We start from the raw sequence: 14328 nt of genomic DNA on the forward strand, positions 1-14328 counted from the left end.
ACGGACTGTAAATCCGTTGGGAAACCTTCGCAGGTTCGAATCCTGCTCTCCCCACGAAGACTTTTTATACAATACATTATCTAGGTTACCTCTTAGGAGGGGAGATACTCAAGCGGCCAACGAGGACGGACTGTAAATCCGTTGGGTAACCTTCGCAGGTTCGAATCCTGCTCTCCCCACTAGTTAAAAAAGCGACCAATAGGTCGCTTTTTTTGTTTATATACCTTCCCTACTCTATTTATCCCTTTATCGTGTACCTTGCTGATTCTTGCAGATTACTTGCACTTTGCTTGGAGTTTCCTAGCCTAGAAAGGTGTTTTCTCGAAGGAATGTGCTAGAACACCCCTAGCATTCCTCTAGCATCTTACTTATACACTCCATAATTAAATAGGAGACACCCATTACACTTTCTATATTCTCTAATCTATAGGCATAAAAAAAGCGATAATAGAGACATAACCTATTATCGCTTTTGTTTATACTATAATTACCTATAAAGTAATCTTCTTACCTTCTCTCATTACTTCTAACTTCGGTTGCCCTTTGTGCTGTTGAAGATACTTTCTATAGTGACATAACTTCTCCATAGGAATACCATCTATCGATAGTACTACGTCTCCTAATCGCACTACATTCTCACGCTCATGAATGGCTGCTACCATATACTGCCCATCTATATAAGCAATACCGTATCCTATCTTCTCTAAATTAGAAACTACATTACTTTCCTTTACCTTTTTAAAATAAACTAGATTTAAAGAAGGTAAATAGTACAAGTGAAACTGTTTTATAAACTCCACTCCCATCTGATAGGTATTGTCATTCATATTAAATGTAACCTCTTCATTATTCAAGGCTATTTTTCCCAATTTGATCTTGGCTTCTTGCGTGATCAGTGTACGATTCACCATTTCATTCATACCGAAGGCTCCTATACTACCTACACTGATATACGAATTAAACTTTAAGGTTCTCAAGTAAGCGATCACACCTCTATCTGCTGTCATGGTTAAGTATCCATTATCTCCTGTATCTAATAAGAATAGTCTTTTCACACTACCACCCATTTCTACGGGAACCATAATTCTACTTTTTTGCTCCGTAGGATAAGTATCGACAGGGGTAAAATTATTAGTCAATATAGTATTCACTAGCTCTGGTGAAAAATCGTGTAATACAATTTCCTTTTTAACAGGATCTATCTCTAATATCTTATCCTTATAGATAACATTCCCTAGGATACCATCGATTTTATAACAACTAAAGATAGGATCATTAATCATCGGAAAACTCTCAAAGTCTGTAAATGGCAAATGGCGAAAAGTATGATTTCCTACCTTTAGACTATCTACATATATGGTCTGAACTGCTTGTACAACATTATTAGCATCGACTGCTGCTACATGTTCTCCATGATAGAATTCTGAAAGCAAACTGCTTCTAATAGACAATCCATCCCACCCTGTGTCAAATAAGAACTTCATCGGCTTATCATTAACCTTTAAATCTACGAGCATCCATCCAGACTCATCGTCATAAGGCAAACGAATAGTCTGTGCGTAGCCCACCATAGACACTAAAAAGAAGAACAAAATCAGTTTTAAAGCTTTCATATAATATAAATTGATTAATACCCTAAGTTAGATATTTTATCTATCTCTTTTCTATAATTATGATTAACATACCTACTTTTTAACAAACAGAGCAAGGTAGAGATAGCCACAGATCACAAAAACTTTCTATTTGTCAAGACTACTCTTTACTTATATGTATGAGTGTCTTTAATATCACAATTTTTAGAGCACACACATCCAACTACTAATCAAACACTTAAATAACAAAAACGCCTTATATAAACTCATTATGAATAAGCATTAAGTATACTTATCAAATGAAATTAAACTTATTTTTGCGGCATGAGTAGAAAAAGAACAGAAAGAATCGTATTCGAAAACGTAGAAGTCCTTGATGCAGGTGCAAAAGGCGTTTCGGTAGCTAAAGCTCCAGATGGGAAAGTAATCTTTATTCCTAACGTAGTTCCGGGAGATGTGGTAGATGTGCAGACTTTCAAAAAACGCAAAGCGTATTATGAAGGGAAAGCTGTGAAATTCCACAAATTTTCTGAACATAGAATAGAGCCAGTATGTGAACACTTCGGAGCTTGTGGTGGATGTAAATGGCAAAACATGAACTATGCACAACAGTTATTCTATAAAAACCAAGAGGTTTTTAATAACTTAAAGCGCATAGGTAAAATTGAATTACCTGAATTCGAACCTATCTTAGGGTCTGAAGAAACATTGTTCTACAGAAACAAGATGGAGTTCTCTTTCTCTAATGCTCGCTGGTTAACACCAGAAGAAGTAGCAAGTGGAGAAGAAATGGGTAAAGAAAATGCATTAGGATTCCACATCCCTAAAATGTGGGACAAGATCTTAGACATCAAAAAATGTCACTTACAACAAGATCCTTCTAATGAAATCAGAAATGAAATCAGAAGATTCGCTAACGAGCATAATTTAACTTTCTTTAATCCACGTGAGCAAGAAGGCTTATTGCGTACCTTGATGATCAGAACTGCTTCTACAGGTGAAGTAATGGTGATGATTCAATTCTTCTATGACAACAAAGAAGAACGCGAGTTATTATTAGACTTCTTAGCAGAGCGCTTCCCTATGATTACATCATTACAGTATGTAGTCAATGGTAAAGCGAATGATACTATCTATGATCAAGATGTAGTACTTTATAAAGGACGTGATTATATCTTAGAAGAAATGGAAGGACTTAAATTTAGCATCAATGCTAAGTCGTTCTACCAAACTAATTCTGAGCAAGCATACGAACTATACAAAATCACAAGAGACTATGCTGGTCTTACAGGTAACGAATTAGTATATGACTTATACACAGGTACAGGTACTATCGCTCAGTTCGTTTCTAAAAAGGCAGGTAAAGTAGTCGGTGTTGAAGCTGTACCAGAAGCAATAGAAGATGCTAAACTGAATGCTGAACGCAATAATATTACGAACTGTGACTTCTTTGTAGGAGATATGAAGAATGTATTTAACGATGAGTTCATAGCGACACATGGACATCCAGACGTTATCATTACTGATCCTCCTCGTGATGGAATGCATAAAGATGTAGTAGAAATGCTATTAAAAGTAGGTGCAAAACGCATCGTATACGTAAGCTGTAACTCTGCTACACAAGCACGTGACTTAGCTCTTATGGATCACAAATATAAAGTGATCAAAGTACGTCCTGTGGATATGTTCCCTCAGACGCATCACGTAGAAAACGTAGTTCTATTAGAACTGAGATAACAAATAATAAACTAACAACAAAAGGCAATCATCTTGGTTGCCTTTTATCTTATAAAACGATAACGATGAACCAAGATAATAATATTCCTGCCGAAGCTTTAAAGAATCTTGTAGGAGATATCGGCTTCTGTCTAGTGTCTGCTAAAATCATGATCGAAGGCGAGAAAGTAGACTATATGTACCGAGAAGAACCAAACTCTGATACTGATAGTGGATGGAGATTCTTAAGCAATACAGAAGATGAAGCATACTTAGATAATCCTGACAATACAGATATCTATAGTGTGAATGCTGTAGCTCATAATGACAAGGCTATTATCCCTTATCTAAACGCGCCTGTAGGAAGTGAACTAGGTCGTGTAGAAGGAACAGATGAGTTCGAAGTGTTAGATTAATTTCTATACAATATGTATACAGAAATAGCTATCTCCATGAGGTAGTTATTTTTTATTTACTACTAATCGAAAACTAACTTACCCCAAAACACACAATAGAGGTATAAACAAAAAGGTTTATACAAGCTAAAGATGAGTTACTGATACAGCTACTATAACATAATTATAGAACAAATGAAAGAACGAAGCAGTAGAATTGCTTTGTAACGTTTAGCTAGCTAATACATATTTCGGATTAAAATCCTTTTATAAACGATAAGAGAGAGGCTAGCCTCTCTCTTATCGTTTATCTACTTTAGAATCACAGTCAGACCCTTTGGTCCGTGTGCTCCTACTACTAAAGCCTGTTCAATATCTGCAGTTTTAGAAGGTCCTGATATATACACTCCAAAACCTTTCTCACTAGGTGTAATCAGTTTATATCCTTCATGCATATTATTCACTAATTTAGAACGATCTAAGACAATAACTAAATACTGTGTGATGAAGTATAGAGCTTTGTGCTTAAGTTGCTGTGGAAGCCATATACACCCATTCTCACATACTCCAAAGGCTCCTTCTACAATAGCTAAATCCACATTATTTAAGTCATTAGGGCTTTCTACACTATCAGGATCTAAAGTTGTCAAATGAATACCATTTACCACTGAAGCAATTTCTTTTGCCTCTGGATAAAGAGCGCGAATCACTTCATTGATATCTTCACCCTCTTTTAAGATTATAGCATCACCTCCAACTGCTTTAGACACTTCTATGAATTGAGTTAATTTATCGTCAAACTCAATTGCAGACAGATTCATTTGCGGTTTGTCAAAGACCTGTTTTGTATTGCGTCTTATATTATTTAATATTTGATCTCTACTACTCATAACTCCCCTATTGTTTCTTTACTTTTCCTTTTTTCCACATTTCTGTAAACGACTCTTTTGCAAAATTCGGTAGGTTACGCCCGTCTTCCCATTCTTTTAACCCAAAAGTCAGAGAACGCGGTGCATATTTTGCCAATGAACTAAACTTCAAACTCGTTCTAAACAAAGCAGGATGAGTAAATAAAAATTGCATTCCTGTTGATATTAGTTTTTTAGATGAATTAGCCTTGCCTAAAGAATCTAAATCTTGACGCCATTTATAGATTTGATCAGCTAAGTCTATTTTCACTGGACATACATTATTACAAGAATAACATAGAGAACAAGCAGATAGATTCTCACTGTGTTTAACAGGATCCTTAAGCATTCCTAAGTTAATTCCTATTGGCCCAGGGATAAAGTAAGTATAAGAATATCCTCCACTACGTCTGTACACAGGGCAAGTATTCATACATGCTCCACAGCGAATACAATTAAGAGATTTGATATGTTCTTCATTGCTCAATATTTCACTTCTTCCATTATCGACTAAGATGATGTGAAACTCCCCTCCTTCGATTGGTTTTCTAAAATGAGAAGTATACGTAGTAGTTGGTTGTCCTGTTGCAGAGCGGGCTAATAATCTAGTAAACACACTTAAACTCTCATAATCTGGTATTAATTTCTCTAACCCCATAGAGGCAATGTGTAGTTTAGACAATGAAGTTCCCATATCGGCATTTCCTTCATTGGTACAAACAACAATCTCTCCTGTGGCTGCTATACCGAAGTTCACTCCTGTAATTGCTGCATCAGCAGTAAGAAAATCATTGCGCAAAGAAGCTCTTGCTGCCCGAGTAAGATAAGTTGGATCACTATTGCCTTTCTCTGTATTTAGTTTTTCGGCAAATAACTCTCCTACTTCTTCTCTCTTCATGTGGATAGCAGGAAGTACGATATGTGAAGGCGCAGTCCCATTTAACTGTAAGATACGCTCACCTAAATCACTTTCTACAACATCAATACCCTTGGTCTCTAAGTAATGATTAAGATCACATTCTTCTGTCAGCATAGACTTGCTTTTCACTACTTTTTTTGCATTGTGCTTATTTAAGATCTCTGCCATGATAGCATTGTGCTCTTCTGCATCTTTAGCCCAGTGTACTATCACTCCATTAGCTATAGCATTTGCTTCAAACTGCTCAAGGTACATCGCTAGATTACTAACGCTATGTAGTTTTATCTTCTCACCCATTGCTCTAAGGGCTTCCCACTCAGGAAGCGTCTTAGACATTCTATCTCTTTTCTCTCTTACAAACCACAGTGCATTATCATGCCAAGTAGCTTTCTCTTTATTCTGCTGAAACGCGTCAGCATTCTGTGCATGTTTTGTACTACTCATAATTATAAACCTGAAGCTAGAATTTCTACAACATGAATCATCTTGATAGGCATCTTATTCTTATCTATGATCCCTCCCATATGCATTAGACATGAACTATCTGGTCCTGTTATATACTCTGCACCAGTAGCCACATGACAACTCACCTTATCATTCCCCATTCGGATAGAAATAGCTGGTTCTTCTATAGAAAACATCCCTCCAAAGCCACAACACTCATCTACTCGAGTAGGTTCTACTACTTCTACACCTTCTACAAGACTAAGCAAGGCTTTTACCTTAGAATAAGGTTTTATATTTAATTCACTAGCTGCTCCTAGCTTTAATTCTCTTAATCCATGGCAACTGTTGTGAAGGCTTACTTTATGAGGAAACTTACCTGGCAATTTGTCAATCTTCAGGATATCGTGTAAGAATTCACAGATATCATACACCTTACCACTTACTTTACTCGTACAGCCTTCCTTCTCCATTAATCTCGGGTAAGTATCTTTTACAAACCCAACACAACTACCCGAAGGAGCAACTATATAGTCAAACTCTTCAAATAAATTATTAAACTGCTTCGCTAAAGGCAAAGCTTTATTCTCGAAACCTGCGTTAGCCATAGGTTGACCGCAACAAGTCTGATCTACGGGGTAATCTACTTCTACCCCAAAATGTGTCAATATTTTATAACTTGCTAATGCCGCCTCAGGATAAACTGCGTTCACATAGCAAGGAATAAACAACCCAACTCTCATATATCTATCTATTTAATTCTTAACTTCCAATATATACTATCAAGCCTGCTATTAAAATATATAACAATGCAAAACCGACAGCTTTTTTAAGGATAATACCTTCTTTACCTTGTTCTCCACAAGCTGTTGTAGCTACAGCAATACTCTGTGGAGAAATAATCTTTCCTCCTGTAGCACCTGTTGTATTCGCTGCTGCCAACCAACCTTTATCTGCTCCAATCTTATCTGCAACTGTAGCTTGTAACTTCCCGAATAAAATATTAGAGGATGTATCACTACCTGTTAAGAATGTTCCTAAGGCTCCTATCGCTGGAGCAAAGAAAGGATAGAACGTCCCTGTAGTCGTCGCTAAGGCTAATCCTAGAACTGTAATCATACCTGAGAAGTCCATTAACGTAGACAAAGCGATTAAGCAACATACTGTAATAACCGTCTTTTTTAATTGTACTGCAGTTTTACCTAATAAAGCAAACAAGCCACTTAGAGAAACTCCTTGAATCAATCCTCCTACTAATGAGCTTATAAAAATTAACACGCCTGTATCTGTCAACCAATATATTCCCACACTGCGAATACCTCCTGCGATAGAAAAGGAAAAATTCGTTTGGAATATTTCCAAATTAGATTTCATCATCGTTGCAAAAGGAAACAGAGGACTAGTCAATAAAACGAGTAATAAGATCAGTCCATATACACTCCATGCCTGAAAGATACTTAGAAGGCTAAAGCTCTGCTTCTCTATTTTATCTTCTTTCTTTGCCGTGATTTTTCCAAATAGGATAATAGTAATCACTGAGGCAATACTTCCTAAAATAGCAGGAGTCTCTGCTCCTATATATACCGCTGCATAATACTGAACAGCTAAGGTAACACCTCCTACCAGAAGACTTAAAATAATGTTCTTTGGGATAGCTTTTACAGATTTATCTGCTAATGTTACAATTAAAAAAGGAACTAAAAACATCAATACTGCTAACTGCCAAACTACATGAGCACTAATCGTAGTAATCTGCTCTACCATCTCTACTTCTCTAGCCAAAACAATAACCGGAATACCAACTGCTCCAAAGGCTGTAGGCACACTATTAGCAATCAAACTAACAACGGCTGAGAACATGGGCTTAAAACCTAAACTAATCAAAATAGCTGCAGGAATAGCTACTGCTGTACCAAAACCTGCCATTCCTTCTAACAGTCCCCCAAATCCCCAAGTCAGTAGTAATACTTGAATAGATTTATCTGTTGAAATAGCCGAGAACTGTTGTTTAATAATCTCTATTTTCTGAGACTCTACTTGTACATTATAACTATAAATAGCCATTAAGATAATAATCAAGATAGGAAAAATAGCTTTCACTATCCCATATACTACTGATAAAGAAGTATCTATCAAAGAGAGATTAAAACCAAATAACGCTATTAATGCTGTAACAACTAAAGTAATACTGGCACTTTTCTCACCTGGTAACTTTAAAAAACCTAATAATACAATTAACAATATAACAGGGGTAACTGCTAATATTACCTGCAAACCTGAAACAGTTTCTAACATTTTACTTAATCTTTACTTATCTTAGAACTTTAAATATAAGGCGTCATTTACAATTACTATGTTAATTACAGTCATAAAAATACAACAAACGCCACTATTTAGAATCTTTAAAGCAAAAACGAATCATTTTCTCCACATTTATTCTAAAACATTTATACTCTAAAAGTATAGAAGTTCACTTCGAACTTTTTTAAAGAGTTCTGAATTAGTTTTAGTATTTTTGACAACTTATATACAGAGATAAAAAATCTATATGAAAAAACTAATATTGGCAGCAGTATTTCTAAGCTTAGGAAGTTTTATTTTTAGCGCTTGTGAGAAAGATGATATTTGTGGTGCGGATGAGCCTACTACGCCTAACTTTCTAATTGAATTCTACAATTTTGAGGATCAAGGAATCGCTAAGAATGACTTAGTTGAAGCTTTTGTTGCGGGTAGAGAAAAAGATGTTATCAAAAGCAAAGCAAACAAATTACTAATACCGCTTCGCTTAGATAATCAAGAATCTGAATGGATACTTAAATCAATAAGAAGAACTCAGAATCAGACAGACACACTTTATGATACATTGACTTTTAAATATAAAATCAATACCAAGTATCTTAATAAAGCCTGTGGATATGTATCTACATTCTCCTTAAATCAAGATGGTACTTTTCCTATGTTAAACGGAGAATCTCAACAAACGAGTGGTAACTGGATTAAATATTATACAACTGAAACAAATGAAATTCAAGATAGCAAACAAGCACACTTCAAGATTTATTATTAATTGTGGTTTACTACTATTAGCTTTCTCTTCATTTGCACAAGAGAATAATCCTACAGAACTAAAGACTCCTGCTCCACTTACTGATGCTGCAGAAGAATCACCTCATTACTACCCACAGAGATATGGGTTACGTGTAGGGGTTGATTTATTTAGAATCACGCGTTCATTCTATGACAATACTTATCAAGGTTTTGAAGTAGTTGGGGATTATCGTCTTACTAAAAATTGGTATGCAGCAGCAGAGATAGGTCATGATAAAATGGATAGAGACGAAAGTAGTTATGGCTTTACAACCAATGGTAACTACATTCGCATAGGAGGTAACTATAACCTATACGAAAACTGGCTAGATAGAGAAGATATGATCTACGTAGGTTTTAGATATGGTTTTGCGACCTTCTCTCAAACTCTTAATTGGTACCAATCTTATACTACAGATCCATATTTCCCTAAAGAAAGAATAGAGATAGATAAAAAACAAAGTGGACTTAGTGCACACTGGGTAGAATTTGTAGCAGGTATTAAAACAAGAGTATTTAGCAATGTCTTTATGGGATTCACCATGAGACTAAATGGGCTAGTGTCTCAGACGCAACCTGATGATTTTGAAAACCTATATATTCCTGGCTATAACAAAAAACACAGTGGTAATATAGGAGTAGGATTTAATTATACCATCTCTTACTTATTCCCACTATACAAATCTAAGAAAGATAAGTTTGTTGTCCCTACTGAAGAAGAAACTAAGTTTGACTTAGAAGGAAACGCAATAGAACAAGCTGAGGATTTAAAAATGATTGAAAACAATAAAAAGAAAAAGAAGTAATCTTCTTCTGAACAATATATAAAAAAGCCCCGATCTCTATCGGGGCTTTGTATTTTTTATAGTCTATTGAATAACTTCGGATAATTAGTCACTAAGCCATCTGCACCTACTTCTATCGTAGACTCGAAATCACTCCACAAGTTTTTATAGTGATAAGTGGTTTCAGATAGTCTCTCATAACGCTGTACTACTCTAGTAAAACGCTCTTCTATAGGATTAATATACAACACTGCTATTTCCTTAGACTCTCCTATCGCTAAGTTAAGTCTATTAATAGGCAATGCATTAGTAAAAGGTGTCACAGAAATATCTATATCTAAACAATCGTGTAACTCTGGATGCTCTTGTTCATCTATAATCCACTGATTATTTAGTTTATACCCATGTATAGTATAGTGCTTATGCCCCACTTTACAAGTAATATCAAAGAATCTAGTCTCCCATCTCTGATCTACTACTACTTGATATTCGGCACCATACACCTGATTATTCTTATTCCCTACTAACTCACCTTTACTGTGAATGGTTTCTCCTTTATCAATCAGGACACATTTTTCAATCGATAAATTATCGACACCTGTCCAGACTATATTTTTCTCCATACTATTGAAGTTTAATTGCTACTGTACCTATAAAAGTTGGTAAATAATGATCTACTACAAAGCGAGGATGTGGCTGAAATGCCTCTTCATATTCTTTAATTAAAAAACCTGCTTGTAGCTGTCCTCCTATCAAATCTTGAAGACTATGTCCAAAGACGAAAGCCTCCTCTTTATTTCTTTTTTCTTCTACCTGATCTGGAGTCATATCTGTCAAGTCTGCATAAGGAATCTTATACATAGGCTTCACAACTCCTTCTGCTGCATACTTAGGATCTCTATCGTGTATAAATATCACTGGATTATAGAAACTACTGATTAGTCTTCCTCCCTTGTCTAATACGCGATAACACTCTCTCCAGATCTTCGTTACATCACTTACATAGTGATTAGAGATGGGATGAACAATAATGTCAAAACTATTATCCGCGAACATCTCTAGATTCGTCATATCTCCTTCTACAGTTGTCAAATCTAAATTATCTCTTAGCGCCACTTGCTTATCTTTATTAAGTTGCTCAGTAGATAGGTCTAACACAGTCACCTTACCTCCTATAGCCGCTAAAATAGGTGCTTGTTGCCCTCCAGCAGATGCTAGACATAACACACGTTTTCCTTTTACTTCGCCTAACCAATTCTTGTCTATTGGAGTTGGTAATACATATAGTTCCCACTCTCCTTCTTTAGCTTTTGCTACTGTCTCTGCACTTACAGGCATAGACCATTGCTGATTAGCTAAAGCCTGTTTATCCCAAGACTTCTTATTGTGTTCTAAATACTCTTTACTCTTCGTCATAATTTGCTATTATTAAATTAGACCTCCTTGCTTTAAATATTGATCAAACAATATTCCGCATACTTTAGCATCACTAAGAGCATCGTGGTGATTTAATGCAAGATTATACTTCTCAGCCAAAGAAGCCAACCCTTTTTTATACAATCTATAAGTACAATGCTTCTCGTATTCAGGCACAGCCAAGTTATAATACTCTAATGTCTTCTCTAAGACTGGGAAGTCAAAGCCAAAGCCATTATGTGCTACTACATTCTGAAATTGTATAAAGGGTAATATCTTATGCCAAACTTCTTCGAATGTAGGCGCATACTGTGTATCTTCTGGTGTGATACCGTGTACGTCAATAAATTTACTCCAATAAACATTCTGAGGAGGTTGTACAAGAATGTTTAAGGAATCTACTATTAGTCCGTTCTCAAACACAACTAAACCAACTTGGCAAATACTATTGCGTTGTGGTTGAGCTGTTTCGAAATCTATAGCTGTAAATTTATTCATCGAAGTATTGTAATCATAATAGCTAAGGTAGTCTTTTTTGATGATAAACCATTAGTATACTTACAAAAAACATCACTTTGCTAATTTTTTTAGCTAATCTTTTGGGGTTAATCTATTCTATTATAGTTCACATATAGGCATAAAAAAACGACTAAAATGTATATAGTCGTTCTCTATCAAAATATTTATTGTATCTTACTCTTATTAAATCACTTACTATCATGAATAAACACTTTATCACCTATGCAATTCTATTTAGTATCATTGGTCTAAGTATTTTTTCTATTTACAAAAAGACTCAGAATCAAACATTTATTAATCAGTTTATTTCCACACATAGTGCGTCTATAAAAGAGATTAATTATTTTGACTTAGGACTATACACCTCTCTTAAACTAAGAGATCATCATGGCAACCAAGTAGACTTCTCTTGCTGTTTTGCTGATTTTGAAAAGCTTACGCATGCAGCAACAGCACATTTACTTAAAGATTAACTCGTGCTACTTTATCTTTTTCTGAATAACCTCTAACCACGTTTTTCTATCATTGACCACAAAAACACATCGGTCTGTGGCAGTCTGTACTTCTATTCCATTATTAAGCAACCACATCACTCTACAAGGCTTGATCGTCTTAATATCTTCAAAGGGAATACGCACCGTACTCTTCTGTATATTAAACTTATGAGAGTGAAACACCAAAGTGTCTTCTGTCAAGCCTAACTTACCTCCTAAGGCTTCTTTACCTAAAAACATATTAGCTACTCCGTATACTTCTAGCTCTTCTCCTTCTGCTAATGGTATTTGTAGCTTTAGTTCCACTCTTTTGGTCAAGGTCTTAATAGCGTAATACATCAATACAGAAAGTACAATACTATACACCAACCCTTTTAAAAGATAGTTTTCCCAACTTTTAATAGCTCCATCGAATAACCAATCGAAAAGAAGCATAATCAACACATATACTGTAAAGAAAAAAACTAGTATTGTTATCTTATCACTGTTACTTATACCTATTGTATCATTTCCTATTTTCATAACTTATTTATTGTACTATAAAGATACTGAATATCCCTTTACCAACGTTCAATACCTAAAAATCGTCGTGGTATAACACCTAACTTCTTAAGTATACTGCGGGTATTTTTATGTTGCTTACCTATACTAAACAGTAACTCTCTATTCTCATTATAACCATAATACACATAGATAGATAAGATTGTATTTAGATTTACTGGTTCTTCTAAATAAGGTTCTAATAGATTTAACTGATCAGGAGAGATTATCTGAGTGATAAGTCTTAATATATCATTCTTTTCCTCTACATCAATACTAGACTCTAGTCTTTTCAGTAAGTTTAATGTACATTTCTTGTCTTCTTGTATTTCTATTTCAGTCCTTACTCTAGAAGGATAATCATACAGCCTTTGCATACTATTCATAAAAGCTGTCTGTGGGGCAAATAAATCAGTCAATTCGCCATTCTTAACAGCTTCATAAAAACTAGCTATACTTCTATGAGTAGGTGTTAATGTTAGGTCATCATGTGATAATACAAATACTTTTTCCTTTAATATCCCTGTAACATAAACTCCAGCAAAGTTACTCTCCTCATCCATCCATACCACATAAGCTTCATCTAATAATCTAGGGTAATGAACTTCGTACTCCTTTATTATCTCCTGTCCTTCAGTATCAATTATCTTAATATTCTTTTCCCCTACTATCGTACCCCAATCATCTATAAACCATCTATCCTCTATACTTAAAGGACCTTTTGAGAAATAATCATCCATAAGTCTTTAATATCTATAGTAAATATACAATATAAACAAGATTTGTATCCCTACTAAGGCATAAAACATCCATAGTCCAGGAAGTAACGCTAAAGGATTAAAACGAAGTGTTGTCAATTGTTGTAACAAGGTAGAAGGCCCATTACCTAATTTAGCATTTGAAAGGACGTAGTTTGTCGTTTTTCGTTGTACCATACCCGCTACATGATTATCTTCATTAAGCGCTATTAGCTCTCTCTGTATCGCTTCTTTATCAGGTTGGCTTCCAAACAGTGTAGGTTTTTTCTGATGTAGATATTCCATCAACTGAGCCACATAATTGGTAATAAATACACTTCCTTGCTTCTCCCATAATAAGGATATCGCTTTCTGAATAGCATATTTATTAGCTACATAGAAATAGGCGATAATCATCACGACTTGTAAGAGAAAGATGACAATCACAGAATAGTTTATATCACTAAAAAAAGCTGTGAAGTTATCCCAAAAACCTTGTGCCTCACTTCCTTTTCTCAACTGATAAATCTTGCTCATTGAATAGAAAAAAATCCAAAGAGACAAAAATACACCTACCGCCATCATGCCTAGCCATCGAATCAAACATATCAACACGATTCTAAATGACTTAAGGCCTTGTTTTCCTACTGCTACTCCTTTATCTAATACCTTCTTCATTTTTTTATTTAAAAGTACTGAGTATTCCCTAAAAGACAAAAAATAATTAGTGCCGAAACTAAAAAGACTATCTGATTACACAGATAGCCTTTATATAT

16 protein-coding genes and 1 tRNA gene are annotated in these 14328 nt (G+C 35.1%); 6 read left to right on the forward strand and 11 right to left on the reverse strand.

The features are described from left to right. Nucleotides 1–98: 98 nt before the first annotated feature. A tRNA-Tyr gene (locus AABL87_RS13230) sits at nucleotides 99–179 on the forward strand. Between the two features lie 312 nt (nucleotides 180–491). Here the strand turns inward: AABL87_RS13230 and AABL87_RS13235 are convergent. Beyond that, nucleotides 492–1613 carry an aspartyl protease family protein gene (locus AABL87_RS13235; protein WP_006263722.1) on the reverse strand — a complete coding sequence of 374 codons (1122 nt, stop codon included), beginning with the start codon at nucleotides 1611–1613 and terminating at the stop codon, nucleotides 492–494. A gap of 303 nt (nucleotides 1614–1916) precedes the next feature. Between AABL87_RS13235 and rlmD the strand changes: the two genes are divergently transcribed. Continuing rightward, the gene (gene rlmD / locus AABL87_RS13240; protein WP_006263723.1) at nucleotides 1917–3329 is read left to right on the forward strand and encodes a 23S rRNA (uracil(1939)-C(5))-methyltransferase RlmD; all 1413 of its coding nucleotides are present in this window, start codon (nucleotides 1917–1919) and stop codon (nucleotides 3327–3329) included. A gap of 65 nt (nucleotides 3330–3394) precedes the next feature. Then, a complete protein-coding gene (locus tag AABL87_RS13245) occupies nucleotides 3395–3724 on the forward strand; it encodes a DUF2185 domain-containing protein (protein ID WP_006265470.1) in 330 nt (109 codons plus the stop codon). A gap of 290 nt (nucleotides 3725–4014) precedes the next feature. On the opposite strand, the gene AABL87_RS13250 is transcribed toward AABL87_RS13245, so the two are convergent. Genes AABL87_RS13250 through AABL87_RS13265 form a run of 4 tightly spaced genes read right to left on the reverse strand, consistent with a single transcriptional unit; the run spans nucleotide 4015 to nucleotide 8269 of the window. Continuing rightward, nucleotides 4015–4593 carry a LutC/YkgG family protein gene (locus tag AABL87_RS13250; RefSeq protein ID WP_071307433.1) on the reverse strand — a complete coding sequence of 193 codons (579 nt, stop codon included), beginning with the start codon at nucleotides 4591–4593 and terminating at the stop codon, nucleotides 4015–4017. Nucleotides 4594–4600: 7 nt separating this feature from the next. Further along, entirely contained in the window at nucleotides 4601–5974 is a 1374-nt protein-coding gene (locus AABL87_RS13255; RefSeq protein ID WP_071307434.1) for a lactate utilization protein B, read from the reverse strand. A gap of 2 nt (nucleotides 5975–5976) precedes the next feature. Further along, on the reverse strand, nucleotides 5977–6717 hold the full coding sequence (locus AABL87_RS13260) for a (Fe-S)-binding protein (RefSeq protein WP_006261368.1): 741 nt from the start codon (nucleotides 6715–6717) through the stop codon (nucleotides 5977–5979). Nucleotides 6718–6736: 19 nt separating this feature from the next. Beyond that, nucleotides 6737–8269 (reverse strand): L-lactate permease, encoded by a 1533-nt coding sequence (locus AABL87_RS13265; RefSeq protein ID WP_016649298.1) that lies wholly within the window; start codon nucleotides 8267–8269, stop codon nucleotides 6737–6739. A 253-nt stretch (nucleotides 8270–8522) separates the two neighbouring features. Between AABL87_RS13265 and AABL87_RS13270 the strand changes: the two genes are divergently transcribed. Continuing rightward, on the forward strand, nucleotides 8523–9041 hold the full coding sequence (locus AABL87_RS13270; RefSeq protein ID WP_006261370.1) for a DUF6452 family protein: 519 nt from the start codon (nucleotides 8523–8525) through the stop codon (nucleotides 9039–9041). Beyond that, entirely contained in the window at nucleotides 8995–9867 is an 873-nt protein-coding gene (locus tag AABL87_RS13275; RefSeq protein ID WP_071307435.1) for a DUF6048 family protein, read from the forward strand. Before AABL87_RS13270 ends, AABL87_RS13275 begins: the two co-directional genes overlap by 47 nt. Nucleotides 9868–9923: 56 nt before the next feature. On the opposite strand, the gene AABL87_RS13280 is transcribed toward AABL87_RS13275, so the two are convergent. From AABL87_RS13280 to AABL87_RS13290, 3 genes are read right to left on the reverse strand one after another with little or no spacing between them, the layout of a single operon-like run. Further along, nucleotides 9924–10469: a putative glycolipid-binding domain-containing protein gene (locus AABL87_RS13280; protein ID WP_006261372.1), complete on the reverse strand. Its 546-nt coding sequence runs from the start codon at nucleotides 10467–10469 to the stop codon at nucleotides 9924–9926. A 1-nt stretch (nucleotide 10470) separates the two neighbouring features. After that, on the reverse strand, nucleotides 10471–11262 hold the full coding sequence (locus tag AABL87_RS13285) for a class I SAM-dependent methyltransferase (RefSeq protein ID WP_341277482.1): 792 nt from the start codon (nucleotides 11260–11262) through the stop codon (nucleotides 10471–10473). 12 nt (nucleotides 11263–11274) lie between these two features. After that, a complete protein-coding gene (locus tag AABL87_RS13290) occupies nucleotides 11275–11760 on the reverse strand; it encodes a 3'-5' exonuclease (protein WP_006263731.1) in 486 nt (161 codons plus the stop codon). Nucleotides 11761–11981: 221 nt separating this feature from the next. Here AABL87_RS13290 and AABL87_RS13295 point away from each other — a divergent pair, with 221 nt between their 5' ends. Continuing rightward, nucleotides 11982–12254 (forward strand): hypothetical protein, encoded by a 273-nt coding sequence (locus tag AABL87_RS13295; protein WP_341277483.1) that lies wholly within the window; start codon nucleotides 11982–11984, stop codon nucleotides 12252–12254. Nucleotides 12255–12260: 6 nt separating this feature from the next. On the opposite strand, the gene AABL87_RS13300 is transcribed toward AABL87_RS13295, so the two are convergent. The 3 genes from AABL87_RS13300 to AABL87_RS13310 are packed head-to-tail and all read right to left on the reverse strand — an operon-like array spanning nucleotide 12261 to nucleotide 14230. After that, nucleotides 12261–12797, reverse strand: coding sequence for a GRAM domain-containing protein (locus AABL87_RS13300; protein WP_006265476.1), 537 nt, complete (start codon nucleotides 12795–12797; stop codon nucleotides 12261–12263). 38 nt (nucleotides 12798–12835) lie between these two features. Beyond that, nucleotides 12836–13555 carry a hypothetical protein gene (locus AABL87_RS13305; RefSeq protein WP_039329692.1) on the reverse strand — a complete coding sequence of 240 codons (720 nt, stop codon included), beginning with the start codon at nucleotides 13553–13555 and terminating at the stop codon, nucleotides 12836–12838. Nucleotides 13556–13561: 6 nt separating this feature from the next. Beyond that, nucleotides 13562–14230 (reverse strand): hypothetical protein, encoded by a 669-nt coding sequence (locus AABL87_RS13310; protein ID WP_006263734.1) that lies wholly within the window; start codon nucleotides 14228–14230, stop codon nucleotides 13562–13564. Nucleotides 14231–14328 lie beyond the last annotated feature (98 nt).

It is taken from the genome of Myroides sp. C4067 (genome assembly GCF_038039665.1).
In the GTDB taxonomy this organism is placed as follows: domain Bacteria; phylum Bacteroidota; class Bacteroidia; order Flavobacteriales; family Flavobacteriaceae; genus Flavobacterium; species Flavobacterium odoratimimum.